Source organism: Bradyrhizobium sp. B025 (assembly GCF_042257955.1).
Taxonomy (GTDB): domain Bacteria; phylum Pseudomonadota; class Alphaproteobacteria; order Rhizobiales; family Xanthobacteraceae; genus Bradyrhizobium; species Bradyrhizobium diazoefficiens.
The window spans coordinates 7,743,857-7,770,660 of record NZ_CP170150.1 but is presented as its reverse complement, the minus strand read 5'-3'; the positions used below and the strand labels follow the sequence as shown (position 1 = coordinate 7,770,660).

23 protein-coding genes are annotated in these 26,804 nt (G+C 64.6%); 7 read left to right on the top strand and 16 right to left on the bottom strand.

The features are described from left to right. Positions 1–119: 119 nt before the first annotated feature. The 8 genes from ACE10W_RS36805 to ACE10W_RS36770 all read right to left on the bottom strand — a co-directional run bounded on the left by ACE10W_RS36805 (position 120) and on the right by ACE10W_RS36770 (position 8,545). On the bottom strand, positions 120–1,349 hold the full coding sequence (locus tag ACE10W_RS36805; RefSeq protein ID WP_011090553.1) for an ABC transporter substrate-binding protein: 1,230 nt from the start codon (positions 1,347–1,349) through the stop codon (positions 120–122). Between the two features lie 239 nt (positions 1,350–1,588). Then, positions 1,589–2,815 (bottom strand): ABC transporter substrate-binding protein, encoded by a 1,227-nt coding sequence (locus ACE10W_RS36800; protein ID WP_161536843.1) that lies wholly within the window; start codon positions 2,813–2,815, stop codon positions 1,589–1,591. Positions 2,816–2,936: 121 nt separating this feature from the next. Continuing rightward, positions 2,937–4,166, bottom strand: a complete 1,230-nt coding sequence (locus ACE10W_RS36795) for an ABC transporter substrate-binding protein (protein WP_063921556.1) — start codon at positions 4,164–4,166, stop codon at positions 2,937–2,939. Positions 4,167–4,191: 25 nt separating this feature from the next. Continuing rightward, on the bottom strand, positions 4,192–5,211 hold the full coding sequence (locus tag ACE10W_RS36790; protein WP_011090550.1) for a branched-chain amino acid ABC transporter permease: 1,020 nt from the start codon (positions 5,209–5,211) through the stop codon (positions 4,192–4,194). A gap of 2 nt (positions 5,212–5,213) precedes the next feature. Then, entirely contained in the window at positions 5,214–6,092 is an 879-nt protein-coding gene (locus ACE10W_RS36785; RefSeq protein ID WP_011090549.1) for a branched-chain amino acid ABC transporter permease, read from the bottom strand. A 12-nt stretch (positions 6,093–6,104) separates the two neighbouring features. After that, on the bottom strand, positions 6,105–6,818 hold the full coding sequence (locus tag ACE10W_RS36780) for an ABC transporter ATP-binding protein (RefSeq protein ID WP_011090548.1): 714 nt from the start codon (positions 6,816–6,818) through the stop codon (positions 6,105–6,107). Continuing rightward, complete coding sequence (locus tag ACE10W_RS36775) at positions 6,815–7,612, bottom strand: ABC transporter ATP-binding protein (RefSeq protein ID WP_011090547.1); 798 nt, start codon at positions 7,610–7,612, stop codon at positions 6,815–6,817. Before ACE10W_RS36775 ends, ACE10W_RS36780 begins: the two co-directional genes overlap by 4 nt. A 66-nt stretch (positions 7,613–7,678) precedes the next feature. After that, entirely contained in the window at positions 7,679–8,545 is an 867-nt protein-coding gene (locus ACE10W_RS36770) for an IclR family transcriptional regulator (RefSeq protein WP_028173799.1), read from the bottom strand. A gap of 130 nt (positions 8,546–8,675) precedes the next feature. Here ACE10W_RS36770 and ACE10W_RS36765 point away from each other — a divergent pair, with 130 nt between their 5' ends. The 5 genes from ACE10W_RS36765 to pimD all read left to right on the top strand — a co-directional run bounded on the left by ACE10W_RS36765 (position 8,676) and on the right by pimD (position 16,391). After that, positions 8,676–10,772, top strand: a complete 2,097-nt coding sequence (locus ACE10W_RS36765) for a 3-hydroxyacyl-CoA dehydrogenase NAD-binding domain-containing protein (protein WP_304548850.1) — start codon at positions 8,676–8,678, stop codon at positions 10,770–10,772. Positions 10,773–10,917: 145 nt separating this feature from the next. After that, on the top strand, positions 10,918–12,600 hold the full coding sequence (gene pimA, locus ACE10W_RS36760; protein WP_304548847.1) for a dicarboxylate--CoA ligase PimA: 1,683 nt from the start codon (positions 10,918–10,920) through the stop codon (positions 12,598–12,600). Continuing rightward, complete coding sequence (locus ACE10W_RS36755) at positions 12,597–13,784, top strand: acetyl-CoA C-acyltransferase (RefSeq protein ID WP_304548845.1); 1,188 nt, start codon at positions 12,597–12,599, stop codon at positions 13,782–13,784. Before pimA ends, ACE10W_RS36755 begins: the two co-directional genes overlap by 4 nt. Before the next feature lie 142 nt (positions 13,785–13,926). After that, positions 13,927–15,117, top strand: a complete 1,191-nt coding sequence (gene pimC / locus ACE10W_RS36750; RefSeq protein ID WP_011090542.1) for a pimeloyl-CoA dehydrogenase large subunit — start codon at positions 13,927–13,929, stop codon at positions 15,115–15,117. Between the two features lie 131 nt (positions 15,118–15,248). Next, a complete protein-coding gene (pimD, locus tag ACE10W_RS36745; RefSeq protein WP_304548843.1) occupies positions 15,249–16,391 on the top strand; it encodes a pimeloyl-CoA dehydrogenase small subunit in 1,143 nt (380 codons plus the stop codon). A gap of 94 nt (positions 16,392–16,485) precedes the next feature. On the opposite strand, the gene ACE10W_RS36740 is transcribed toward pimD, so the two are convergent. The 5 genes from ACE10W_RS36740 to ACE10W_RS36720 form a co-directional block, all read right to left on the bottom strand. After that, on the bottom strand, positions 16,486–17,577 hold the full coding sequence (locus ACE10W_RS36740; RefSeq protein ID WP_304548841.1) for a TRAP transporter substrate-binding protein: 1,092 nt from the start codon (positions 17,575–17,577) through the stop codon (positions 16,486–16,488). Positions 17,578–17,874: 297 nt separating this feature from the next. Then, a complete protein-coding gene (locus ACE10W_RS36735) occupies positions 17,875–19,188 on the bottom strand; it encodes an NAD(P)H-dependent oxidoreductase (RefSeq protein ID WP_304548839.1) in 1,314 nt (437 codons plus the stop codon). A 188-nt stretch (positions 19,189–19,376) separates the two neighbouring features. Then, entirely contained in the window at positions 19,377–20,177 is an 801-nt protein-coding gene (locus tag ACE10W_RS36730; protein WP_304548837.1) for a phytanoyl-CoA dioxygenase family protein, read from the bottom strand. Positions 20,178–20,316: 139 nt separating this feature from the next. Next, positions 20,317–20,994, bottom strand: a complete 678-nt coding sequence (locus ACE10W_RS36725) for a GntR family transcriptional regulator (RefSeq protein WP_304548835.1) — start codon at positions 20,992–20,994, stop codon at positions 20,317–20,319. Positions 20,995–21,232: 238 nt separating this feature from the next. Then, entirely contained in the window at positions 21,233–22,102 is an 870-nt protein-coding gene (locus ACE10W_RS36720; protein WP_304548833.1) for a sigma-70 family RNA polymerase sigma factor, read from the bottom strand. Between the two features lie 99 nt (positions 22,103–22,201). On the opposite strand from ACE10W_RS36720, the gene ACE10W_RS36715 reads away from it, so the two are divergent. After that, positions 22,202–22,657 carry a carboxymuconolactone decarboxylase family protein gene (locus tag ACE10W_RS36715; RefSeq protein WP_304548831.1) on the top strand — a complete coding sequence of 152 codons (456 nt, stop codon included), beginning with the start codon at positions 22,202–22,204 and terminating at the stop codon, positions 22,655–22,657. 177 nt (positions 22,658–22,834) lie between these two features. Here the strand turns inward: ACE10W_RS36715 and ACE10W_RS36710 are convergent, their stop codons facing one another. Beyond that, on the bottom strand, positions 22,835–23,647 hold the full coding sequence (locus ACE10W_RS36710) for an alpha/beta fold hydrolase (RefSeq protein ID WP_304548829.1): 813 nt from the start codon (positions 23,645–23,647) through the stop codon (positions 22,835–22,837). A gap of 2 nt (positions 23,648–23,649) precedes the next feature. Then, positions 23,650–24,468, bottom strand: a complete 819-nt coding sequence (locus ACE10W_RS36705; protein ID WP_304548827.1) for an alpha/beta fold hydrolase — start codon at positions 24,466–24,468, stop codon at positions 23,650–23,652. 134 nt (positions 24,469–24,602) lie between these two features. Between ACE10W_RS36705 and ACE10W_RS36700 the strand changes: the two genes are divergently transcribed. Beyond that, positions 24,603–25,145 carry a methylated-DNA--[protein]-cysteine S-methyltransferase gene (locus tag ACE10W_RS36700; RefSeq protein ID WP_011090532.1) on the top strand — a complete coding sequence of 181 codons (543 nt, stop codon included), beginning with the start codon at positions 24,603–24,605 and terminating at the stop codon, positions 25,143–25,145. A gap of 44 nt (positions 25,146–25,189) precedes the next feature. Here the strand turns inward: ACE10W_RS36700 and ACE10W_RS36695 are convergent, their stop codons facing one another. Beyond that, the gene (locus ACE10W_RS36695; RefSeq protein WP_304548824.1) at positions 25,190–26,734 is read right to left on the bottom strand and encodes an acyl-CoA synthetase; all 1,545 of its coding nucleotides are present in this window, start codon (positions 26,732–26,734) and stop codon (positions 25,190–25,192) included. Between the last annotated feature and the right edge of the window lie 70 nt (positions 26,735–26,804).

The window sequence follows — 26,804 nt, the reverse complement described above, 5'->3', positions numbered from 1 at the left end:
AAGCAGGGTTTACTATCATTCGATTGTGCAATCGCGTGATCATAATCGCCGCGCGACAAAAAGGCCCCCCGCGATGGTCTCGCGGGGGGCCTTTCGCGCAACTCGATGTTGCTGGACGGCTAGCCGCCGGCGTCGGCGCTGATCACGTCGCCGAACAGCTCCCAGCGTTCGCCCTTGAACTTTTCGAGCTGGAGCTGGCTGATCGGCGCGAAGTCGTTCGGCCCGGTGTTGATCTGGATGCCGGGCAGCAGCGCCTCGGTGCGGAAGTTCTTCAGGTTGGCGGCTTCCTTCATGATGTTCTCGCGCGTGAGATTGTCACCGCACTGCTTGAGGACCTGAACCACCGTCTGCGCCACGGCGAAGCCGACGATAGTGCCCTTGTCGAGCTTGTCGCCTTCCGGGAAGTACTTGGTCATGAAGGCGAGAAATTCCTTCATGCCCGCGTCATTGTTCCATGCCGGATCGGACACGTCCTTGAGATAGTCGGCCGAGATGATGTCCTGGCCGTTCTCGAAGCCGGCGGGCTTCATCACGCTGCCGACGGAGGCGGAGACGTTGTTGAGGAAGTGCAGCGGCTTCCAGCCGATCTCGGAATTCTTCTTGATCGCCTGCGCCGCGAATTTCGGCGTCGTGATGTTCATGAACACGTCGGCGCCGGTCGATTTCAGCTTGACGATGTGGTTGTCGATGGTCGGCTCGGAGGTCTCGTAGCTCTCCTCGATCACGATCATCGAGGCAGCCTTGGCTCCCAGGCCGTCCTTCAGGCCCTTGAGGTAGTCCTTGCCGTAATCGTCGTTCTGGTAGAGCACGGCGATCTTGGCGTCCGGCTTGTTCTTCAAGAGCCACTTCGCGTAGATCTGCGTCTCGCTCTGGTAGTTGGGCTGCCAGCCCATGGTCCAGGGGAAGTTCTGCGGATCGTTCCACTTGGTGGCACCGGTGGCGACGAACAGCTGCGGCACCTTCTTCGAATTCATGTACTTCTGGATCGCCGAGTTGGGCGGCGTGCCGAGCGAGTTGAAGATGAACAGCACCTCGTCGCTCTCGACCAGCTTGCGCGCCTGCTCGACCGTCTTCGGCGGCGAATAGGCGTCGTCATAGCTGATGTAGTTGATCTTGCGGCCGTTGATCCCGCCCTCTTCGTTGATCTTCTTGAAATAGGCGGCTTCGGTTCGCCCGATGATGCCGTAGGCGGAGGCCGGTCCGCTGTAGGGCATGATGTTGCCGATCTTGATCTCGGTGTCGGTCGCGCCGGTATCGTATTTCTTCTGGGCCGATGCAGTGGAGGCCGAGGCCGCAACGAGCGCAAGCGCCAGTGACGCGGCCGCAAGTTTGCCGGTGACAGCGGGCATTCCTATCTCCCTATTTTCTTGGTGTGTGTGCGTCCCGTTTCTTGTCTTGATTGTTTTTGGCGACGCCGCCGCAATTCAATACGATTTGTCCTGTGCCTTCAACAGAAAGCCCCCGCGACGGCGTCGCAGGGGCTGCTTCTTTAGTAGTCAGGGACGGGCGCGGTCTCGTGTGCGAGTGCGAGACAGCGCGACTGCCTTGAGTTGTTTAACGCGAGTATATCGATTTTGAGTTGATCCAGCTAATGTCCCGTATCGCTCGAGATGATGTCGCCGAACAGCTCCCATTTCTTGCCCTTGAACCGCATCATCTGGAGCTGTTCGATCGGGGCGAAATTGTCCGGCGCGGTGTTGATCCTGATGCCGGGCAGCAGCGTGTCCGGCTCGAAATCCTTCAAGGAAGCGGCCTGCTTCATGACGTTCTCGCGGGTGAGGTCGTCGCCGCACATGTGCAGCACCTTCACCATGGTCTGGGCGGCGGCATAGCCGAACACCACGCCGGCATCGAGCTTGTTCGCCTTGGGATCGAATTGCGCGAGGAAGTTATAGAACTTCTTCATGCCCTCATCGGCGTTCCATTGCGGGTCCGAGCCGTCCTTGGTGTAGCTGGCCGAGAGAATGCCTTGCGAGATCTCGATTCCCGCCGGCTCCAGCACGCCGCCGACCGAGGCCGAGACGTTGGAGATGATCTGCATCGGATGCCAGTTGATCTCGGCCGCCTTCTTGATCGCCTGGGCTGCGAATTTCGGTGTGGTGATGCTGATGAAGACGTCGGCGCCCGAGGCCTTCAGCTTCACGACGTGCTCGTCGACGGCCGGCTCCGAGGTGTCGTAAGCCTCCTCCAGCACGATCATCGACGCCTTGGCCCCCAGGCCGCCCTTCAGCCCCTTCAGATAGTCCTTGCCGAAATCGTCGTTCTGGTAGAGCACTGCGATCTTCGCGTCCGGCTTCTCCTTCATGACGTATTTGGCATAGATGCGCGCCTCGCTCGCGTAGCTCGGCTGCCAGCCCATGGTCCAGGGATATTGCCTGGGATCGTTCCACTTCGAGGCGCCGCTCGCCACGAACAATTGCGGCACCTTTTTCTCGTTCATGTATTTGCGGATCGCGCCGTTGGTCGAGGTGCCGAGCGAGCCGAAGATCAGGAGCACCCCGTCGCTCTCGACCAGCTTGCGCGCCTGCTCCACCGTCTTCGGCGGCGAATAGCCGTCGTCATAGGAGATGAACTTGATCTTGCGGCCGTTGATGCCGCCCTCGGCATTGATCTTGTTGAAATAGGCTTCCTCGGTCTTGCCGATCACGGCATAGGCGGAGGCCGGCCCGCTATAGGGCATGATGTTGCCGATCTTGATCTCGGTATCGGAAGCGCCGCTGTCGTATTTCTTTTGCGCCAGCACCGGGCCAGTCATCGCAGTGCACAACGCGAGTGCGGCTGCGAGGGCCGCAACCTGAAAACGAACGGCAGTCATTGTTCTCCTACCCCGGGCTGGATCAGCGCCGCATTGAACAAGATTGACGCCCGCCGTCAACAAAAAGCCCCCGCGGTCGCCCGCGGGGGCTTCTTTACGGTCGGCCTATTGCGTCAGCGTGTCACTCGGAGGCGACGTCGCCGCTGATGATCTCGCCGAACAGTTCCCACCTCTCGCCCTTGAAGCGCTGCATCTGGAGCTGCGCGATCGGAGCGAAGTCGGTGGCGCTGGTGTTGATCTTGACCCCAGGCAGCAGGGTGTCCGGCGTGAAGTCCTTCAGGCTCGCCGCCTGCTTCATCAGGTTGGCGCGGGTGAGATCGTCACCGCACATTTCCAGCGCCTTGGCCAGGGTCGACGCGGCACCATAGCCGTAGACCATGCTGGTGTCGGACTTGTCGGCACCCGGCATGTACTTGTCGACGAACTCGTTCCACTTCTTCATGCCGGGGTCGTTGGCCCACTGCGGATCCGTCGAGTCCTTGGCATAGGCCGCCGACAGCACGCCCTGCGCGTTCTCGAAGCCGGCCGGCTTCATCACGCTGCCGACCGAGATCGACACGTTGGTCAGGATCTGGAGCGGCTTCCAGTTGAGCTCGGCGGTCTTCTTGATGGTCTGGGCCGCGAACTTCGGGGTCGCATAGATCAGCAGCACGTCGGGATTGGCGGCCTTGATCTTGACGATGTGACCGTCGATCGACGGCTCGGATACCTCGTAGCTCTCCTCCATGATGATGGTCGACGCCGCCTTGGCGCCGAGCCCGTCCTTGGTGCCCTTGAGGTAGTCTTTGCCGAAATCGTCGTTCTGGTAGAGGATCGCGACCTTGGCGTCGGGCTTTTCCTTCGTCAGCCATTTCGCGTAGATCTGCGCTTCGCTCTGGTAGGAGGGCTGCCAGCCCATGGTCCAGGGGAAGTTCTTCGGGTCGTTCCACTTGGTGGCGCCGGTGGCGACGAACAGCTGCGGGATCTTCTTGGCGTTCAGGTATTTCTGGATCGCGCTGTTCGAGGGCGTGCCGAGCGGGTTGAACACGGCCAGCACCTCGTCGCTCTCGACCAGCTTGCGGACCTGCTCCACGGCCTTCGGCGGCGAATAGCCGTCGTCATAGGTGACGAAGTTGATCTTGCGGCCGTTGATGCCGCCCTTGTCGTTGATCATCTTGAAATAGGCTTCTTCGGTCTTGCCGATGATGCCATAGGCCGACGCCGGACCGCTGTACGGCATGATGTTGCCGATCTTGATCTCGGTATCGGACGCGCCGGTGTCGTATTTCTTCTGAGCAAGTGCTGCGCCGGAGCTGAGGGTCGCGACCGCCGTTACGAGCGCGGTGGTTCGCACTATTCTTCCAAGAAACAATTTGGTCTCCTTCCTTAAGAGGGTTTCAGTTCTTTCTGAGCCTTCCGGCGAGTTGCTGGCCCAGGATTGCGATTTGCCTTGCGCCATGCGGCACGAGGTAGATGACGGCGAACAGGAGCACGCCGAACACGGCGCCGGAGAGGCCCTTCGAGATGCCTTCCGCGATGTTCGGCACGAAGATGATGAAGGCGGCGCCGACGATCGAGCCGGGCAGCCAGCCGACGCCGCCGACGACCATGCCGAGGAACAGCGAGATCGCGAGCGTGATGGTGTAGCTGTCGGGCGCCACGAACTGCACCGCGATGGCGCCGAGCGAGCCGGCGATACCGGTGATGGCCGCGGAGACGCCGAAGGCCAGGGTCTTGTACAGCGCGACGTCCACGCCCATGGCGGAGGCCGCGATCTCGTTGTCGCGGATCGCCATGAAGGCGCGGCCCGAACGGGAGCGCAGCAGGTTCACCGAGAAGATGTAGATCGCGATCACGACGACCAGCGTGAAGTAGTACAGCCACATGTCCTGCGACATCGGCAGGCCGAACGGCGCGTCGGGCTTGGTGACGACGAGGCCCTGCACGCCGCCGGTCCAGTGCTCGAGGAAGTTCAGCTTCAGAAGCTGCGGCATGGCGGTGGCGAGCGCGAAGGTCGCGAGCGCCAGATAGACGCCGGAGAGCCGCAGCGCCGGCTGTCCGAACAGGAAGCCGAAGCCGAAGCAGACCACGCCGGCGACCGGCAGCGTCAGCGCATAGTTGATGTTGAAGTGCTCCATCAGCACCGCCGTCGTATAGGCGCCGACGGCGTAGAAGGCGCTCTGGCCGAGCGAGAACTGGCCCGACCCGCCGGTCAGGATGTTCAGCGCCAGCACCGCGAGCCCGTAGATCAGGAGCATCGTCATCTGGAAGATGATGAAGTTCTTGACGAAGACGGGTGCGATCAGCAGCGCAGCCAGCACCACCAGCGAGGTGCCGGTGCCCAGCGTCATGGCGCGCTTCGGAACGGCCTCGACCGCCTGATGGCCTTCGGCGACGACTTCTTCTGCTGCGCTCATGATCAAACTCGCTTGACGATGTGCCGGCCGAACAGACCAGCGGGTTTGACGACCAGGACGGAGATGATCAGCGCGAGCGCGATCGGGAGTTTCAGCTCGTTGCCGACGCCGGGGATGTAGGTGCCGGCGAGGTTCTCGAAGATGCCGACCAGGAAGCCGCCGACCACGGCGCCGAACGGGCTGGTCAGTCCGCCCAGCACCGCGGCGGCAAAGCCGTAGATCAGCACGCCGCCCATCATGTTGGGCTCGAGGAACACCACGGGCGCGATCAGCATGCCGGCGATCGAGCCGATCGCGGACGCCATGCCCCAGCCGAGCGCGATCATCCAGCTCGTGTTGATGCCGACGAGGCGCGCCGATTCAGGCACCGAGGCGGCCGCGCGCATGGCAAGGCCGATCCGCGTGTACTGGAAGAAGAAATACAGGCCGAGCAGCAGCAGCACGGTGACGCCGATCATGCCGGCCTGGTGGGTCGAGATCAGCTGGCTGCCGAGGAACGGCGAAGAGCCGAACGGGGTCGGATATTGCTTGATGGTGAAGTCCCAGATCAGGCCGGCCGAGGAGTTGATGATCGCGAACAGCGCGATGAAGCCGGCGACGTTGGTCAGCACGGGCGCCTTCGCCAGCGGCTTGAACAGGATGCGCTCGATCGCGATGCCGCCGACGAAGGAGAGCGCCAGCGTGATGACGAAAGCGGCCCAGTAGGGGATGCCCCACTGCATCAGCTGCCAGGAGATGAAGGTCGAGAACATCGCCATCTCGCCCTGCGCGAAGTTGAGATGGTCGATGGCCTGGTAGATCATGACCACGGCGAGCGCCATGCAGGCATAGATCGCGCCCGTGGCGATGCCGGCCAGCACTTGATTGGTGAAAAGCTCCATCGTGCCGGCTCCTCAGTAACCCAGATAGGATTTGCGGATTTCTTCGTTGTTCGCGATGTCCTTGGCGTTGCCCGACATCACGATGCGGCCGGTCTCGATCACGTAGGCCTGGTCGGCGAGTTCGAGCGCGAGCTGGGCGTTCTGCTCGACCACCAGGATCGACACCTTGTCCTCGCGGTTGATCTTGCCGAGGATGCCGAACAGGTCGCGCACGACGAGAGGGGCGAGGCCGAAGGACGGCTCGTCCAGCAGCATCAGGCGCGGCCGCAGCATCAGGGCGCGGGCGACCGCGAGCATCTGCTGCTCGCCGCCCGAGAGGGTGCCGGCCTGCTGGGTGTGGCGCTGCTTGAGCACCGGGAAATGCGCATACATGCGCTCGATGTCGGAGACGATGCCGGCGCCGTCCTTGCGGGTGATCGCTCCCAGCTGGAGGTTCTCCTCCACCGTCATGTTGGTGAAGGTGCCGCGGCCCTGCGGCACATGGGCGATGCCGAACCGCACGATGCTCTCGGTGGAGCGGTTGTTGAGCGGCTTGCCGTCGAACTCGATTCCGCCGGTCGAGCGCACCATGTTGCAGATCGCGCGCAACGTGGTGGTCTTGCCGGCGCCGTTGGCGCCCAGCAGCGTCGTCAGCGAGCCCTCGTTGAGCGAGAAGGACAGGCCATGGAGCGCCTGGACCTGGCCGTAATAGGCGCGCAGGTCCTTGACGTTGAGCAGTGTCGTCATTGGTCCTTGCTCCCGAGATAGGCCTTGATGACGTCGGGGTCCGCCTGCACCTGGGCGGGGGTGCCTTCCGCGAGCTTCTTGCCGAAATTGAGCGCGACGACGTGGTCGGCGATCGACATCACGAGGCCCATGTGATGCTCCACCAGCAGCACGGTCATGTGGCGGTCGTCGCGGATGCGGCGGATGAGGTCGCCAAGCACGTAGACTTCCTCGTGATTGAGGCCGCCGGCCGGCTCGTCGAGCAGCAGGATCTTCGGATCGGCCGCCAGTGCGCGCGCCAGCTCGACGCGCTTCTGCGTGCCGAAGGGCAGGCCGGACACGACGGTGTGCGCGACCTCCTCGAGGTCGAGATAGGCGAGGATCTCGTACACCTTCTTGTTCACGTCGTTCTCGCTGCGCCGGACCCAGGCCAGTCTCAGGGAGTCGCTGATGATGTCGCTGGAGGTCTTCGAATGGGCGCCGACGCGGACGTTGTCCATCACCGAGAGGTTCGGAAACAGCGCCACGTTCTGGAAGGTGCGGCCGATGCCGATCTCGGCGATCCGGTGCGGCGGCCGCGACAGGATGCTCGCGCCCTCCATCAGGATGTCGCCGGACGACGGCTGGTAGAGCCGCGAGAGGCAGTTGAAGAGCGTCGTCTTGCCGGCGCCGTTGGGGCCGATCAATCCGAGGATCTGGCCCTTGTGCATGTCGAAGGACACACCGTTGAGCGCGATGATGCCGCCGAACACGACGCTGACGTCGCGAACCGCGAGCAGGGGCGATGTCCCCTGCGCGAGCTGTGCCTGCGTCATCTCGTCTCGCCCACAAATTTCAGTGGGCGACGGGGCGATGCGAACCGCTCCCGATCATGACAAAGGCTATCTGAACCCCTCGGCCACACGCGCAACTTTTCCTCCTGATTTCAGCTTTTTGCTGACTTCTTTTTTGGAATGCGGCATCAGACCCCCGAGTGCCGCTTCGATGTTCCTTACCATCGCTAAGAGACGCGGTCCAATGTCGTTGATCAAACGCTCTTCCGTGAAGCGGAATGCGGGTGCGCCGCAATTGAATGCGTAAGGTCCGGTTCCATCGTTGAGCTTGAGCGCGACGCCGGCGGCGCCGATGTCGTCGTGCCAGTCGCCGACGGAAATCGCAAAGCCGTATTTCGCGACGGTCTCGCCGGAACGTTCGAGGCCATCGCGCATCTTCGGCCACCGGCTGCCGTAATGTTCGCGCAGGACGCGCGACAGCTCGGCGCGATCTTCGTCAGCCAGCGCCCAGAAATAGGCGCGGCCCATGGCGCTGGTTGCAATCGGCACGCGGGAGCCGACGTCAAGTTGAACGCCGACCGTCTCGCTGCCGCGGCTCTGCCCGAAATAGATCATGCTGTGACGGTCGCGGCCCCCGATCGCGACCGCGCCGCCGGTCGCGCGCATCACTTCCTCGCGAAACGGTTCGGACAAATGCCGAACGCCGAGATTGGATAACGCCGCATAGCCGAGCGCCATCGCGGCCGGCGCGAGCTGGTACTTCTCGAAACGGGGAACCGGCGTCAGATAACCGAGCTTCGTCAACGTGTAGGTCAGGCGCGAAACGGTCGGCTTGGGCAGATTGGTGCGGGCCGCGATCTCCTGGTTGCCGAGAAGGCCGTCGCTGGGTTGGAATGCGCGCAATACATCAAGTCCGCGGGAAAGCGCGACGACGAAATTCCGATCGGTCGCAGTCTTCTTTCCTGTACGCTTCATCCCTGATCTGCTTCTTGCGCGGAGTCGTTGACAACGTCCGTGCTTCAAAATAACCCTGCCGTCAAGATGCGGAATTAAATTCCGCACCGCGAAATCGAACAAAAGTAAATCCCCACCAAGGAGGGAAACCGTGAGCGAAGTGGTCAAGCTTGAGCGTCATGACGAAGTCGGGATCGTCACGGTCGACAGCCCTCCGGTCAATGCGCTGAGTGCCGCAGTCCGCGGTGGCATTTTGGAGTGCATCAGGGCCGCGGTCGCCGATCCCGCGATCAAGGGCATCGTGCTGACCTGCGCCGGCCGCACCTTCATCGCCGGTGCCGATATCACCGAATTCGGCAAGCCGCCGAAGGCGCCCGCCCTCAACGACGTGCTGTCCGAGATCGAGAACTCGCCGAAGCCGGTCGTTGCCGCAATTCACGGTACCGCGCTCGGCGGCGGCCTCGAGGTCGCGCTGGCCTGTCATTTCCGCGTTGCGGTGAAGGAGGCCAAGCTCGGCCTGCCCGAGGTGAAGCTGGGCCTGCTGCCCGGCGCCGGCGGCACCCAGCGCCTGCCGCGCGCGGTCGGCCCCGAGCTCGCCGTCAAGATGATCGTCGGCGGCGATCCGATCGGTGCGGCGGAAGCGCTCAAGAACGGCCTGATCGAGGAGATCGTCGAGGGCCCGGCCTCCGGCGGCGAAGCCTTCGTCCGCAAATTGCTGGCCGAGAAGCGTCCGCTGCGCCGCCTGCGCGACGACGATTCCAAGCTCGCGGCCGCCAAGGCCGACCGCTCGATCTTCACCAATGCGGTCGCCGCCATGACCAAGAAGTCGCGCGGGCTGGAGGCGCCGTTCGCGGCCGCCGACGCGGTCGGCTACGCCATCGATTTTCCGTTCGACGAGGGCCTGAAGAAGGAGCGCGAGGGCTTCCTCAAGCTGGTCGCCAGCGACCAGTCCAAGGCGCAGCGCTACGCCTTCTTCGCCGAGCGTGAGGCCGCCAAGATCGCCGGCGTGCCTGAGGGCACCAAGTCGCGCCCCGTCAACCGTGTTGCCATTCTCGGCGCCGGCACCATGGGCGGCGGCATCGCGATGTCGTTTGCCAATGCCGGGGTTCCCGTCACCCTGATCGAGACCGGCGAGGAGCAGCTCAAGCGCGGCCTCGGCATCATGCAGAAGAACTGGGAGGCGACCGCCGCGCGCGGCGGCATCCCGGCGGACGCGCCCGCCAAGCGCATGGCGCTGATCACCGGCGTCGTCGGCATCGAGAATGTCGGCGATGCCGACCTCGTCATCGAGGCCGTGTTCGAGACCATGGCGGTCAAGAAGGAAGTGTTCGGCAAGCTCGACCAGTTTGCGAAGCCCGGCGCCGTGCTCGCCTCCAACACCTCGTATCTCAACATCGATGAGATCGCGAAGTCGACCAAGCGTCCGCAGGACGTGCTCGGCATGCACTTCTTCTCGCCGGCCAACGTCATGAAGCTGTGCGAGATCGTCCGCGCCGACAAGACCGCGCCGGATGCGCTGGTGACCGCCGTCACCATCGCGCGCAAGATCGCGAAGGTGCCGGCCGTGGTCGGCGTCTGCGACGGCTTCGTCGGCAACCGCATGCTGGCACAGCGCGGCAAGCAGTCCGAGAAGCTGCTGTTCGAAGGCGCCTTGCCGCAGCAGGTCGACGCGGTCGTCACCAAGTTCGGCATGCCGATGGGGCCGTTCGCGATGGGTGACCTCGCCGGTCTCGACATCGGCTGGCGCTCGCGCAAGGACCGCGGCATCAAGTCCGAGATCGCGGACGCGCTCTGCGAAGCCGGACGCTTCGGCCAGAAGACCGGCAAGGGCTACTACAAGTACGAAGCCGGCTCCCGCTCGGCGCTGCCCGATCCGGAGGTCGAGAAGCTGATCGACGAGACCTTGCTGCGTCTCGGCCGCAAGAAGCGCGCCGTCAGCGACGAGGAGATCCTCGAGCGCATGATGTATCCGATGATCAACGAGGGCGCAAAGATCCTCGAGGAAGGCATCGCGGCGCGCCCCTCCGACATCGACGTGGTCTGGCTCTATGGCTATGGCTGGCCGATCTATCGCGGCGGCCCGATGTTCTGGGCCGACACCGTCGGCCTCAAGCACATCGCCGATCGCCTGTCGTTCTACGCCAAGGAAACCAACGACCCCAGCCTCGAGCCCGCGCCGCTGCTGAAGAAGCTCGCGGCGGAGGGCAAGACCTTCGCCTCGCTGGCGGCGGCGTCGAAGGCGGCGTGATGGCCGCTGGCTATCCTCTCGTCATTCCGGGATGGCCCGAAGGGCCAGACCCGGAATCCATTTCGCCTTCGAGTATGCTGCTCGATGGATTCCGGGTTCGCGACTTTGTCGCGCCCCGGAATGACCACTGAGTGTGATGTAGTAAATGACCCATCCCGGCGAACAGTTTTATCCCGAGGGCGTGCGTTGGGACGACACCATCGTCCAGGGCACGCTCCCCGACCTGCTGTCGAAAGCCGCCGCCGATTACGGCCCGCGCACCGCGCTGGAATTTCGCGAACGTCCGATCACCTACACCGAGCTCGCCGCGATGGCCGAGCGTGCCGCGGCGGCGTTCCTCCGCGCCGGCTGCGGCAAGAGCGCCTCCGTCGCGCTGTTCCTCGGCAACACGCCCGATCACCCCGTCAATTTCTTCGGCGCGCTGAAGGCCGGCGCCCGCGTCGCGCATCTGTCGCCGCTCGACGGCGAGATCGCGCTGACGCACAAGGTGTCCGACTCCGGCTCGCGCCTGCTCGTCACCTCCAACCTCGCCGCGCTGCTGCCGACGGCGCTGAAATTTTTGGAGAAGGGCCTGATCGACCGCCTCGTCGTCTGCGAAGACGACAATTGGGGCAAGGTCGGCACGCCCCAGGCCGCGATCCCCGCTGATCCCCGCATCGTCACCTTCAAGACCTTCGTCGAAGGCGCCGCCGCACCGGCAGAGTGGCCGCAAGTCACCGCCGACGACGTCGCCCTGCTGCAATATACCGGCGGCACCACCGGCCTGCCCAAGGGCGCGATGCTCACACACGGTAATCTGACGTCGGCGGTGTCGATCTACGACGTCTGGGGCAAGCCATCGCGCGCGACCCGTGGTGACGTCGTCGAGCGCGTGATCTGCGTGCTGCCGCTGTTCCACATCTACGCGCTCACAGTCGTGCTGTTGTCCTCGCTCCGCCGCGGCAATCTGATCTCGATCCACCAGCGCTTCGACGTCGAAGCTGTCATGCGCGACATCGAGGTCAAGCGCGCCACCTATTTCCCGGGCGTGCCGACGATGTGGATCGCGATCGCAGCGCTTCCTGATCTGGACAAGCGCGATTTCTCCTCGCTTGCGACGATCGGCTCCGGCGGCGCGCCGCTGCCGGTGGAGATCGCGAACTTTTTCGAGCGCAAGGTCGGCAAGAAGCTGCGCAGCGGCTGGGGCATGACCGAGACCTGCTCGCCCGGCACCGGCCATCCGCCCACGGGCCCCGACAAGCCCGGCTCGATCGGCCTGATGCTGCCCGGCATCGAGCTCGACGTCGTGTCGCTGGACGATCCGACAAACGTGCTGCCGCCGGGCGAGGTCGGCGAGATTCGCATCAAGGGCCCGAACGTCACCAGGGGCTATTGGAACAAGCCCGAGGGATCCGCGGAGGCTTTCATTGACGGCCGCTTCCTCACCGGCGACATCGGCTATGTCGATACCGACGGCTATTTCTTCCTGGTCGACCGCAAGAAGGACATGATCATCTCCGGCGGCTTCAACGTCTATCCGCAGATGATCGAGCAGGCGATCTACACCCTTCCGGGCGTGCACGAGGTGATCGTGCTCGGCATCCCCGACCAGTACCGCGGCGAGGCCGCCAAGGCCTTCATCAAGCTCAAAGCCGGCGCAAAGCCGTTCTCGCTCGACGAGCTGCGGGCGCAGCTCGCCGGCAAAGTCGGCAAGCACGAGATGCCTGTAGAGGTCGAGTTCGTCGACGATCTGCCGCGCACGCCGGTCGGAAAACTGTCGCGTCACGAATTGCGCCAGCAGCAGAAACCGTCACAATCCACTAAAACCGCATCAGGAGGTCGTTCTTGACCGACGCCGTCATCGTTTCCACCGCCCGCACCCCGATCGGCAAGGCCTATCGCGGCATGCTCAACGCCACCGAGGGCGCCACGCTGCTCGGCCACGCCATCGGCGAAGCCGTTGCCCGCGCCAAGGTCGATCCGAAAGAGATTGAGGACGTCGTGATGGGCGCCGCCCTTCAGCAGGGCGCGACCGGTGGCAACATCGCACGCAAGGCGCTGCTCCGCGCCGGCCTGCCCGTCACCGTCGCCGGCACCACCATCGACCGGCAGTGCGCCTCGGGCCTCCAGGCCATCGCGCTCGCCGCACGCTCGGTGATCTTCGACGGCGTCGAGATCGCAGTCGGCGGCGGCGGCGAGTCGATCAGCCTCGTGCAGAACGACAAGATGAACGGTTTTCACGCCCAGGACCCGGCGCTGCTCAAGATCAAGGGCGAGGTCTACATGCCGATGATCGACACGGCCGAAATCGTCGCCAAGCGCTACGGCATCTCGCGCGAGAAGCAGGACGAATATTCGCTGGAGAGCCAGCGCCGCACCGCGGCCGCTCAGCAGGGCGGCAAGTTCAAGGATGAGCTCGCGCCGATCACCACGCAGATGGCGGTCACCGACAAGGCGACCGGCGCGGTCTCGTTCAAGGAGGTGACCTTGTCGCAGGACGAAGGCCCGCGCCCCGAGACCACGGCTGAAGGTCTCGCCGGCCTCAAGCCCGTGCGCGGCGAAGGCTTTTCCGTCACCGCCGGCAACGCCAGCCAGCTCTCGGATGGCGCCAGCGCCTCCGTCATCATGAGCGACAAGGAAGCCTCAAAGCGCGGGCTCAAGCCGCTCGGCATCTTCCGCGGCTTCGTCTCCGCCGGCTGCGAGCCGGACGAGATGGGCATCGGCCCGGTCTTCGCCGTACCGCGCCTGCTGAAGCGCCACGGCCTTACCGTCGACGACATCGGCCTCTGGGAGCTCAACGAAGCCTTCGCGGTGCAGGTGCTGTATTGCCGCGACAAGCTCGGCATCGACCCCGAGAAGATCAACGTCGATGGCGGTGCGATCGCGGTCGGCCATCCCTACGGCATGTCCGGCGCGCGCCTGACCGGCCACGCCCTGATCGAAGGCCGCCGCCGCAAGGCCAAGTACGCGGTCGTCACCATGTGCGTCGGCGGCGGCATGGGCGCGGCCGGGTTGTTCGAGGTGTTGCAGTAATTTTCTGTCGTCCTGGCGAAAGCCAGGACCCATACTCCGCAGCAGGAGTTTGGCGGACAGACAGCAGTTGCCTTCGCAAAACGAAGGCCGGTGGTAATGGGTCCTGGCTGTCGCCAGGACGACGGGGAAACAGGAGGATCCGATGGATCTCGCATTCACGAAGGAAGAGCAGGCGTTTCGCGAGGAAGTGCGGTCATTCTTCCGCGACAACGTGCCGCCGGATACGCGGCGCAAGCTGGTCGAGGGCCGCCACCTCTCGAAGGACGAGATGGTGACGTGGTGGCGCATCCTCAACAAGAAGGGTTGGGGCGTCAGCCACTGGCCGAAGCAATATGGCGGCACGGGGTGGACGTCCGTGCAGCACTACATCTTCAACGAGGAGCTGCAGTCCTATCCGGCGCCGCAGCCGCTCGCCTTCGGCGTCAGCATGGTCGGCCCCGTCATCTACACCTTCGGCAACGAGGAGCAGAAGAAAAAGTACCTGCCGCGCATCGCCAACGTTGACGATTGGTGGTGCCAGGGCTTCTCCGAGCCCGGCTCCGGCTCCGATCTCGCCTCGCTGAAGACGAAGGCCGAGCGCAAGGGCGACAAATGGATCATCAACGGCCAGAAGACCTGGACGACGCTGGCCCAGCACGCCGACATGATCTTCTGCCTCTGCCGCACCGACGCGACCGCCAAGAAGCAGATGGGCATCTCCTTCATCGTGTTCTCGATGAAGTCGAAGGGCGTCACCGTGCGCCCGATCCAGACCATCGACGGCGGCGTCGAGGTCAACGAGGTGTTCTTCGACGACGTCGAGGTGCCCTACGAGAACCTGATCGGCGAGGAGAACAAGGGCTGGGATTACGCGAAATTCCTGCTCGGCAACGAGCGCACCGGCATCGCGCGCGTCGGCGTCTCCAAGGAGCGGCTGCGCCGGATCCGCGATCTTGCCTCCAAGGTCGAATCCGGCGGCAAGCCGATCATCCAGGACGCGGCCTTCCGCGAGAAGCTGGCGGCCTGCGAGATCGAGCTGAAGGCGCTCGAGCTGACGCAGCTCCGCGTCGTCGCCGACGAGGGCAAGCACGGCAAGGGCAAGCCCAATCCGGCCTCCTCGGTGCTGAAGATCAAGGGCTCCGAGATCCAGCAGACCACCACCGAGCTGCTCATGGAAGTGATCGGCCCGTTCGCCGCTCCCTACGACGTGCACGGCGACGACGGCTCCAACGAAGCGATGGAGTGGACCGCCCAGATCGCGCCGAGCTACTTCAACAACCGCAAGGTCTCGATCTACGGCGGCTCCAACGAGATCCAGCGCAACATCATCGCCAAGGCGGTGCTGGGGCTCTAAACGTCATTCCGGGGCGCGCGCCAGCGCGAACCCGGAATCTCGCGCCACAATTTCTGGATTCCGGGTCCCCGCGCTATCGCGCGTGTCCCGGAATGACGAAGCAAAAATTCCGGGTACGAGGAACCAAAGAAATGGATTTTGATCTGTCCGAAGAGCAGCGGCTTCTCAAGGAAAGCATCGACGGCCTGCTGACCGATTCCTACGATTTCGAGAGCCGCAAGAAGTACATGAAGGAGAAGGGCGGCTGGAGTCAGGCCGTCTGGGGCAAGCTCGCCGAGCAGGGCCTGCTCGGCCTGCCGTTCGCGGAGGCCGATGGCGGCTTCGGCGGCGGCGGCGTCGAGACCATGATCGTGATGGAAGCGCTCGGCAAGGCGCTGGTGCTCGAGCCCTATCTCGCAACCGTCGTGATCGGCGGCGGCTTCCTGCGTCACGCCGGCTCGGATGCGCAGAAGGCTGCGCATGTGCCCGGGATCATCGACGGCAGCAAGACGCTTGCGTTTGCCCAGCTCGAGAAGAATTCGCGCTACGATCTGTTCGACGTCTCGACGACCGCGAAGAAGAAGGCCGACGGCTGGATCATCGACGGCGAAAAGTTCGTCGTGCTCAACGGCGAGAACGCCGCCACGCTTCTCGTGACCGCCCGCACCAAGGGTGACCGCCGCGACAAGACCGGGATCGGCGTGTTCCTGGTCCCGGCGAACGCCAAGGGCGTCACGAAGAAATCGTACCCGACCCAGGACGGCCTGCACGCGGCCGACATCACCTTCACCGGTGTCGAGGTGGGCGCGGATGCCGCGATCGGCAATCCCGAGGATGCACTCGCGCTGATCGAACGCGTCGTTGACGAAGCTCGCGTCGCGCTTTGCGCCGAGGCGGTCGGCCTGATGGACGAGTCGCTCAAGACCACGGTCGAGTACATCAAGACGCGCAAGCAGTTCGGCGTCGCGATCGGCTCGTTCCAGTCGCTCCAGCACCGTGCGTCCGACATGTTCGTCGCCGCCGAGCAGGCACGCTCGATGTCGATGTTCGCAACCATGGCGAACGACTTCGAGAACGCCAAAGAGCGCTCCAACGCGATCGCCGCGGCCAAGGTGCAGATCGGCAAGTCGCTGAAATTCGTCGGCCAGCAGTCGATCCAGCTCCACGGCGGCATCGGCATGACCATGGAGGCGAAGATCGGCCACTACTTCAAGCGCCTGACCATGATCGAGAACACCTTCGGCGACACCGACTATCACCAGCGCCGCGTCGCGGATGCGGGCGGGTTGGTCTAGCCGCCACGTCGCGCGTGGATGCATCGAAAACCGAAAGCCCCGGAGACATCTCCGGGGCTTTCGTCGTTCCTGACGTCTTTCGCCGTTCGGCGCCTCACGTCCGCGTGCGCATCCGCATCATGAAGCTGTCGTAGCTGAGCTCGGCGACCTGCATCCAGGCGAGCGATTCGTTCCGGAACGCGGACAGGCTCGTGTACATCTTGGCGAAGTGCGGGTTGGTCTTGGAGAGATCCGCGTAGATCTCGTTCGCGGCGGCGTAGCAGGCCTCCAGCACCTCCTGCGGGAACGGCTTCAGGATCGCACCGGCCACCAGCAGGCGCTTCAGCGCCGGCGGGTTGACGTAGTCGTATTTCCCGGTGACCCACGTGAAGGTATCGCGCGAGGCCATCTCGATCGCGGCCTGGTAGTGCTTGGGCAGCGCGTTCCACTTGTCGAGATTCATGATGTTGTGGCCCTGGCCGGTGCCTTCCCACCAGCCCGGATAGTAGTAGAATTTCGCGACCTTCACGAAGCCGAGCTTCTCGTCGTCATAGGGCCCGACCCATTCGGCCGCGTCGATCGTTCCCTTCTCCAGCGCCGGATAGATGTCGCCGCCCGCGATCTGCTGCGGCACGCCGCCGACCTTGGCGATGATCGTGCCGGCGAAGCCGCCGACGCGGAATTTCAATCCCTTGAAATCCTCCATCGACTTGATCTCCTTCCGGAACCATCCGCCCATCTGGGCGCCGGTCGAGCCGGTTGGAATGCCGACCGTGTTGTATTCCTTCAGGAGGCCGTTGAGCAACTCGGTGCCGCCGCCGAACAGCAGCCAGGAAATATGCGCGCGCGTGTTCAGCCCGAACGGCAGCGACGTGCCGAAGGTGAAGGCAGGATTCTTGCCCCAATAGTAATACAACGCCGTGTTGCCCATCTCGACGGTGCCGTTCGACACGGCGTCGAGCACCTGCAGGCCCGGGACGATCTCGCCGGCTGCGAACGGTTGGATCTGGAATTTGTTGTCGGTGACTTCGGCGACGCGCTTGCAGAAATATTCACAGCCGCCATAGAGCGTGTCGAGCGCCTTGGGCCAGCTCGCGGCGAGCCGCCATTTCACCTCCGGCGCCGACTGAGCGATCGCCGGTGCGGCAACGGCCGTGCTTGCCGCTAGCCCAGCGCTTGTCACTTTCAAGAAATCACGACGTTTCATGCGTAGCCCTCCATTGCGCCGATTCCTCGACAAGGGGAACGATCTTCTGTCGTCCTTGCTTCGCCGATAACCGACGGGGTGTTGTGACGATGTGGGTGTTTCCGCTGGCCCTTGAGGGCTCTTTGTGGATCCCGTGCGTTGCGGTTCCGCTAGCGAGGATGACCGGGAGGCTCGCGAGAATCAAGCCTCGTGCCGCCCTCGCAAGTGCGAACGCCGGCGAAGCAGGCGGCCTATGCCTCTCCCGCGAACGGGAGAGGTGAGGGAGCTAGCGGCGCAGGTCCTTCAATCCAACACGCCTTAACCCTCTTTCGCGAACGCCGCTTCCATCGTCTTTCGCGTCCTGATCGTCTCGTTGCCGGCGTCGAACTCGACGTCGTCCCAGCGCACCACCGTGCCATGCGCAACGTCATGTTTCAGCTTCACGCGATGGGCGAGCCCGATCGGCAGCGCGCCGGCCTTGAGGCTCGCGGCCGCCGGCACCAGCTTGCCCCACACGGTGTAGCCGCCTTCGCCGTCGAGCATTTCGCCGGCGCGCAACGCCCGCTTGGCCACCGCTGCGACGTCGCCGCGGAAGCCGTGGGGCTGGCCGGTCGGCTCGCCCCGCAACGCGGCCGACAGCACCGAGATGTTCAGCTCGAGCCCGATCAGGTGATAGGGCTTGTACATCGCAGCAAAGCGTCCGCTGGAATCGGTCTTGAGGCCGTACTGCTTGAAGCAGTCGGCGGCATAGTCGTTCGGAGCCTCCAGCACGACATAGACACCCCAGCGCAGGTCGCGAAACACCGGCCGTCCATCGCGTTCGAGCGAGGAGACGACTTCCACCACGCCGGAGCGCTCCAGCACGCCGCCACGCGAACGCGGCCGCATGATGTGCGGCAGATCGTCGACGCCGCAGGGCGGAAACAGCAGTCCCTCCGCCGGCACGTCGAGGCCGCAGGCATTGGCGATCGCGGCCATCTCGATCGCCGACTTGGTGCCGTCGAGGAAGGAGTTGAACATCTGCGGGTTCATGCCGGCCGACTGTGCTTCGCCGGCGGTCAGGCCGTAATGCTGCCAGACGCCGTCCGGCGTCACGTCGTGATAGGCCGGCAGATATTTCGTACCCTTGCCGGCGGCGACGACGCGAAAGCCGGTGGCGCGGGCCCAGTCGACCATCTCCGCCGTCAATGCCGGCTGGTCGCCATAGGCGAGCGAATAGACCACGCCCGCCTTGCGCGCCTCCTCGGCGAGCAGCGGGCCCGCCAGCACGTCGGCCTCGACATTGACCATCACGATATGCTTGCCCGCCGCGATCGCCGCGCGCGCGTGCCTGATGCCGACGGCCGGGTTGCCGGTCGCTTCCACCACCACGTCCATTGCGCCGCCGGCAATGGCGCGTGCGCTGTCATCGGTGAAGACAGTCGCGGCGATCCGCGCCGCATCCCAGCCGACCGTGCGGCAGGCCTCGCGCGCGCGGTCGCGGTCGATGTCGACGATGATGGGCACCTCCAGCCCCGGCGTGTGCGGCACCTGCGCGAGAAACATCGAGCCGAATTTGCCCGCGCCGATCAGCGCGACGCGGACAGGCTTACCGGCGGACGCGCGGGCCTGGAGGAGGCGGAAGAGGTTCATGGGAAACATCCAAGAGTGCTATCGCGGTCGGGACGACGCGAACGATCAGGTTCAGTCATTCCGGGGCGACGCGACGGGAGCGCGCGAAGCGCGCCCCGGGAGCGTCGAGCCCGGAATCCATCGGGCCGCAAAGGACGCGGATAAATGGATTCCGGGCTCGCGACTTCGTCGCGCCCCGGAATGACAGCTTACTCCGCCGCCTGCCGCGGCGCACGGGCAAGGCGCAGCAGGGCGTCGTCGTCCACCGTCTTGATCGGCGCGAAATCGCGGTGGGCGATGTATTCGGGCCGCGTGGGGGTGCGGATATAGTTCGAGACCGCGTTCAGCGTCAGGTACACGATCTTGCGCGGGAAGGGCGTGATGTTGCCGGCCGAGCCGTGCACGAGATTGCCGTGGAACATCAGCATGCCGCCCGGCTTGCCCGTGGGCGCCACGATGCCGCCCTGCTTGACGAGGCGCGTCACGGTGTCCTCGTCCAGCGTCCACAGCGGGTAGGACGTGGTGGCAAGGTCATGCGAGGCTTCGAGATCGCCGGCATTCTGGCTGCGCGGCACCAGCATCAGGGGGCCGTTGATCGGCATCACCTCGTCGAGGAAGATCGCGATGTTCATCGCGCGCGGCTCCGGCATGCCGTCGTCGCGCTTCCAGGTGCCGTAATCCTGGTGCCATTGCCAGACGTCGCCGGTGAAGGCCGATTTCGCGTTGATCTTGAACTGGTGCATGTAGACAGGCTCGCCGAACAATTGCTCGACCGGGTCGATCATGCGCGGATGCGCGCCCAGAATGCGGAAGGCCTCGTTGTAAAGGTGCGCGGCAAACGCCGTGCGCGGCGCGCCGCTCTTCTCGCGCCAGACCTCCGGCCGGTTGGCGTCGTAAATGCCGACCGCCTCGCGCGCGAGCAGATCGACCTCCTCCTGGCTGAACAATTCGGGCAGGAACAGCCAGCCCTCGCGGTGGAAGAACTCCAATTGCTCCTGAGACAGTCTCATGGGTCGTCCTCCCGTTGTTTTGTTCTTGTCATTCCGGGGCGATGCGCAGCATCGAACCCGGAATCCATCTATCCGCAGTCTCTGTGGCCCAATGGATTCCGGGTTCACGCTTCGCGTGCCCCGGAATGACAGCGTTTAGCTACGCCGCCGCCTCGTCCGTCGCCCGCAACCTCTCCTCGGTCATCCGTCCCGCCGTCTGCGCATGCGCCAGCGCGGCGCGTTCGGCGGCCTTCGCGTCGCCTGCGAGAATGTGAGCTGCGATATCGGCATGCTCGGCCCAGGCGCTGTCGCGATAATCGAGCTCCGACAGCACGGTCGCCATCGAGCGGCGCATATGCGGCCATTGCGGCGCGATCGTCTCCTCGATCACGGGATTGCCGGCGAGCTGATAGATCGCGCGATGAAAATCGACGTCGAGCACGATGAGCTCGGCAAGCGGCGTCTTGCGATCGATGCGGCGCCCGGCGGCGAGCGCCGCCTCGAGCCGCGCGCGTCCTGCCGCGTCGCTTGCGGCGCGCATCGCGGCGAGCCTCGCGGCGAGCGCATCGATGGCGCCGCGCACCTCGTAGAGCTGGCGGATGCGCGCGGGATCGAGCTGGGTGACCTCAAAGCCGCGCCGGCCGCTTTCGGCGACGAGGCCCTGCCGATGCAGCAGATGCAGCGCATGCGACACCGGCTGGCGCGACACGCCGAGCTTGTCGGCGAGCTCGTTCTGCCGGATGCGCTGGCCGGGCTGCAACGTGCGATCGGAGATCGCCTCCAGGATCCGTGCGTAGACCTGGTCGATCAGGTTCGGGAGCGGGTCGAGAGGGATCACGCCGGCGGCTCCAACAGCACTTAGATGGAATACGGAATTCCATATTCGAAGGTACTCCGGGAGGCCGAAGCGGTCAAGCGCGGCCCGACGCGGCGTCAGTGGCTGTTTTCGGGGGGGGATCTAAGCCATTGATATCGCTGGGGCCGCCTACTGTGCATGGGGTTGTTTTCGCGCTAACGGCTTTTACCCGGCTGGGCGCCTACCTCTTCTTGCCCCGCTCGATCAGCATCCGGCCGGCCTAGCGCTCCAGCACCTCCACCTCGATCGCCGCGATCGCTTCTGCATCGGCCACCGCCTCGATCGCCGCGATCCGGTCGCCGCTGAAGGTCACGCGCAGCGCGATGCGCAATTGCCCGCCGAGGATGACCGCAACACCGATCTCGCCATCGACCAGTGCCGTGCGCGCGGCCTGGGCGCGGCCCTTGTAGAGCTTCGCGACCGCATCCGCGCCGCGGATCTCCGGCAGCGTACCGAGCCGCACCGCGGCCTGGTCGGCGCGAAAGACGACATCGGGATCGAGCACGGCAAGCAGTCCCTCGAAATTGCCTTCGCGCGAAGCCGCGAGGAAGGCATCGACGATCTTGCGTTGACGCGACAGGTCCGTCTCGGGCACCGGCGCGCCCTGCACGCGCCGCCGCGCACGGCTGGCAAGCTGGCGCGAGGCATCGACGGAGCGCCCGACGATCGGCGCGATCTCTTCGAAGGGCACTGCGAACATGTCATGCAGCACGAAGGCGAGCCGCTCGGCCGGCTGCAATGTTTCCAGCACGATCAGGAGTGCCGCGCCGACGGAATCGGCCATCTCCGCTTCGCGCTCCCGCGTCTCGTCGACCGGCTCCGGTACATGCGGGCCCATCGGGTCCTCCCGGCGCGACTTTCGTGCGCGCAGCATGTCGAGGCAGATGCGCGCGACCACGGTGGTCAGCCAGCCCCGCAGATTCGCGACATCGGACGTATCGCTCCGGCTGAGCCGCAGCCAGGCCTCCTGCACGGCATCGTCGATCTCGCCGCGGGAACCCAGCATCCGGTAAGCGACCGCGCGTAGATGATCCCTGTTGGCCTCGAACTGCTGGCTGAGAAAATCTTCTTCAAAGTTTTTTTGGGTCATCAGTCACATTCCCTCATCGCGATCCGTCATGCCCATGACGAAGCCAATCCGGCCAATGTGACCGGAACCTTCGAAATTCGACAGATGGAGACGACAACGATGCACGCCCGCATGAATCACCCCGTCATGGTCCTGCCCGAGGCCATGAATGTTCTGCAATCTCTCGGCAATTTGACCAAAAAGGGCCTGCCGGAAAAGCTCCTGGAACTGGTGCACCTGCGCGCCAGCCAGATCAATGGTTGCAGCGTCTGCGTCGACATGCACCCGAAGATCGCCCGCAAGGCCGGCGAGACCGACGAGCGCCTGTTCGCCGTCTCGGCCTGGCGCGACGCGCCTTATTTCACCGAAGCCGAGCGCGCCGCGCTGGCTCTGACCGAGGCGGTCACCCGTCTCGCCGACCGTGAGGATCCGGTGTCCGACACGATCTGGAATAAGGCCGCCAAGCATTTCGACGAGCGCGAGCTTGCAACGCTGATCCTCTCGATCGCGACCATCAACGTCTGGAACCGCCTCAACGCGACGATCAAGATGCCGGTCGGCGTGTGGAAGGTGTGAGTCTCTTCGCCTCTCCCCGCGTGCGGGGAGAGGCCGGAATTTGCGTAGCAAATCCCGGGTGAGGGAGAGCTTCCGCGAGTTTCACTCTCCCCGTCTGCGCGGAGGCTTCCCCTCACCCCACCCTCTCCCCACAAGCGGGGCGAGGGGGATCAACGACGGTGCGTTCCTTACACTCACCTATTCCGCCAGGAACGCGTTCACCACCTCGCCATACTCCAGCGGCGCCTGCTCGAACATCCAGTGGCCGGCATTCGCGATCACCGCCGTCCTGGCTCCTGCGATGTGCTCCGCGAGCACGCGCCACATCACCGACAGGCTTCCCGTCGTCGCGCCGCCGCCGACCAGGAGTGTCGGCGTCCTGATCGCCTGCGCATCCGCGAGCGTGTAGGGCCGGCGCTGCTCGTTGATCTGGCCGAGGAAGGTGAGCGTATTGTCGCGCAATTGCTGCTTGGCCGCCGCCGGCACGCGGCGCCAGGAGCCGTCGCCTTCGATGCCCTCGTAGAAATTCTGCAGCGCGCCCTCGATGTCGCCGGCGCGGATCATCTCGACCGAGCGCGCCGTGCGTGCCGCGAGCGGCGGGTGCGCCGGCGTGCCTTCAGGCACCGGCAGGCTGGCGTCGAGATCGCCACCGGGCTCGGCCAGCACCAGTTTGCGCAACAGATCAGGTCGTGCCTGTGCGACGCGGAACGCGATGTGGCCGCCGCGCGAATGGCCCATCAGGTCGACGGGTGCGGGCCTGACCTGGTCGATGAAGGCGATCACGTCGGCGACGTGCTGCGCCATCCTGTAGTCGTCGCCGACGGCGTCCCAATGCTCGGGAAAGAAATGCCGCAGGCTGACCGAGATCACCCGATGGCTCTTCGACAGCGGGCCGAGCACCGAATACCAGGTGCGGAAATCCCCGAGCGTGCCATGCACGCAGACCAGCGGCGGACCATCCCCGACTTCGAGATAGGCCATGTTGTAACCGTTGACGCGAAAGCTCTGCATGATCAGCTCGCCAGAAAGTCCAGAACGACTTCGGAGTATTTTTGCGGCGCCTGCTCGAACATCGGATGCGTCGCGTTCGGGATGATCGCCGTCTTGGAGTAGGGCACGTGCGCGGCCAGCGCATGCAGCACCTTCGGCAGCAGGCCCTTGGTCCGCGCGCCCAGGATGAACAGCGTCGGCATCAGAATCGATTCCGCATCCGCCTTCGAGAAGGGCGGGCGGTTGTCGCGGACCTGGCCGATCAACGTCATGGCGTTGTCGCGCAGATTCTGCTTCACCATCGCCGGCAGCCGCGGCCAGGTGCCGGCGCCCTCCAGCGTGTCGACGAACACGGCGAGGCCGCCGTCGACATCGCCCGCCGCGATCTTCTCCGCCGAGGCCGTGAATCGCGCCAAGAGCGGCGAGGGACCGCCGGCATAATCGGGATCGAGGCTCGCATCGAGCTCTCCGCCGGGCTCGGCCAGGATCAGCCGCCGCAACAGATCGGGGCGCGCCTGCGCCACGCGAAAGCAGATGTGTCCGCCGCGGGAATGGCCCATCAGATCGACCGGGCCGACGTCGAGCTTCTCGATGAAGGCGATGACGTCCCGGACATGCTGGGCGATCGAATAGGTATCGCCGACGCCGTCCCAGCGGTCGGGGAAGAAATGGCGCAGGCTGACGGCGATCACCCGATGCCGCTGCGTCAGCGGCCCGAGCACGCAGCCCCAGATGCGGAAGTCATTGAGCGAGCCGTGCACGCAGACCAACGGGGGGCGGCCTCGGTCTTCACCCACGTCTATATAGGCCATGTCGTATCCGTTGACGTGGAGGCGTTGCATTCCGGGCTCGCGAGAAATTGGAACTCCTGTGCAAGATTCCCGGAAACCGGGTGGATCGCAACTATTTCCAAGCCTAGATTTGGTCAGAGTTCACATTGGGGGCATGCGTTGAGGACGCAGCCAGGAACCAAGCCATGACCGACCAGCATTTTGCACTGTTCGATACCAGGATCGGCCTCTGCGCCGTCGCCTGGGGCCCGCGCGGCATCAACGGCACGCAGCTGCCGATGGGCGGCGAGCAGAAGATCCGCACCCGCATCAGCCAGCGCCACGCTGATGCCAGCGAAGCCGAGCCGACCGCCGAGGTGCAGCAGGCGATCGACCGCATCACGAATCTGCTCGCAGGCGAGCCGGATGACCTCACCGACATCCCGCTCGATCTCGACGGCGTGCCCGATTTCAACCGCGGCGTCTACGAGATCGCCCGTACCATCCCGCCCGGCAAGACCATCACCTATGGCGACATCGCCAAGCAGCTCGGCGGCGTCCAGCTGTCGCGCGACGTCGGGCAGGCGCTCGGCCGCAACCCGTGCCCGATCGTCGTGCCCTGCCATCGCGTGCTGGCGGCCGGCAACAAGCCCGGCGGCTTCTCGGCCAATGGCGGCGTCGTCACCAAACTGAAGATGCTCGAGATCGAAGGCGCGCTGGTGAACCACACGCCGAGCCTGTTTGATTGAGGATGCCGCCACCCTCCCTTGGAGGGGGAGGGGAAGAGAGAGTGCTAGATCTTCGCTGTTGTCTTTGGCCAATACCTGTCGCGCAAGTGCCGCTTCACCAGCTTGCCCGTCGGCGTGCGCGGCAGCTCCGCCTCGAAATCGATCGAACGCGGGCACTTGATCGCGGAGAGGCGACCCTTGCAGAACGCGATCAGGTCGGCTTCCAGCGCCTTGCCCGCACGCGTCATGTCGTGCGGCTGCACCACCGCCTTCACCTCCTCGCCCATCTCCTCGTTCGGCACGCCGAACACGGCGACGTCGGCGACATCGGGGTGGGTGATGAGCACGTCCTCGGTCTCCTGCGGGTAGATGTTCACCCCGCCGGAGATGATCATGTAGGACTTGCGGTCGGTGAGAAACAGGAAGCCGTCCTTGTCGAGATAGCCGACGTCACCGAGCGTCGACCAGCCCTTGGCGTTGTAGGCCTTCTTCGTCTTCTCGGGGTCGTTGTGATAGGCGAAAGCAGGCGCGTCGGCGAAATAGACCGTGCCGATTTCGCCGGTCGGTTGCTCCTCGTCGTTTTCGTCGAGAATCTTGATCTTGCCGACCACGGCGCGGCCGACGCTGCCGCGATGCTCCAGCCATTGCTGCGAGTTGCAGACGGTGACGCCGTTGCCTTCCGAGCCGGCGTAATACTCGATCAGGATCGGTCCCCACCATTCGATCATTTTGGCTTTGACGTCGACCGGGCAGGGGGCTGCGGCGTGGATTGCGCCCTTGAGCGTCGAGACGTTGTACCGGTAGCGCACCTCGGCCGGCAGCTTAAGCATCCGCACGAACATGGTCGGCACGAGCTGCGACTGCGTGACCTCATACTTTTCGACCAGCTTCAAGAATTCTTCGGCGTCGAAATGCTCCATGATGATGGAGGTGCCGCCGAGCACGATCGCCATCATGTTGAAGCGCAGGGGCGCCGCGTGATAGAGCGGCGCTGGCGAGAGATACGTGCTCGCCGCATTCATGCCGCACATGTCGGCGCAGAGCACGCGCAGGAAGGCGTTCGGCACGTCGATCTTGTTGCCCTCGAACGCCTTCTTGATTCCCTTGGGCCGGCCGGTGGTGCCGGACGAATACAGCATGTCGTAGCCGGCGACCTCGTCGGAGATCGGCGTCGTCGGCTGCGCGGCGGCTTCCTTGTCGTAGGAGCGGAAGCCGGGCAGCGGTTCGTCCATCATGTAGAAGACCGGCTCGCCGGGCGTGCCCTTGATCAGGGCCTTGATCTGGTCGGCGCATTTCGGCGTGGTGATCACGACCTTGGCGCCGCAATCGGCGATGATGTAGTCGATCTCGTCCTGCTTCAGATAGCGGCTGATCGCGGTGTAATAGAGCCCGCTGCGCTGCGCGGCCCAGCAGAGCTCCATGAAGGCAAGCCGGTTCTCCATCAACAGTGCAATGTGATCGCCGGCCTTCAGGCCGAGCGAGCGGAACAGGTGTGCGCCCTGGTTCGAGAGCTCGTCGAGTTCGCGATAGGTGATCGCCTTGCCGGTGCCCGCCATCTGGTAAGCGATCTTGTTCGGCGTGGTGCGGGCGTGGATGGAGGGGTGGGTCATGAGCGTAGGTCTCTCAACAAGAAAGGTGTCATCCCGGCGAAGGCCCGGATCCATAACCACAGGCGTCGGT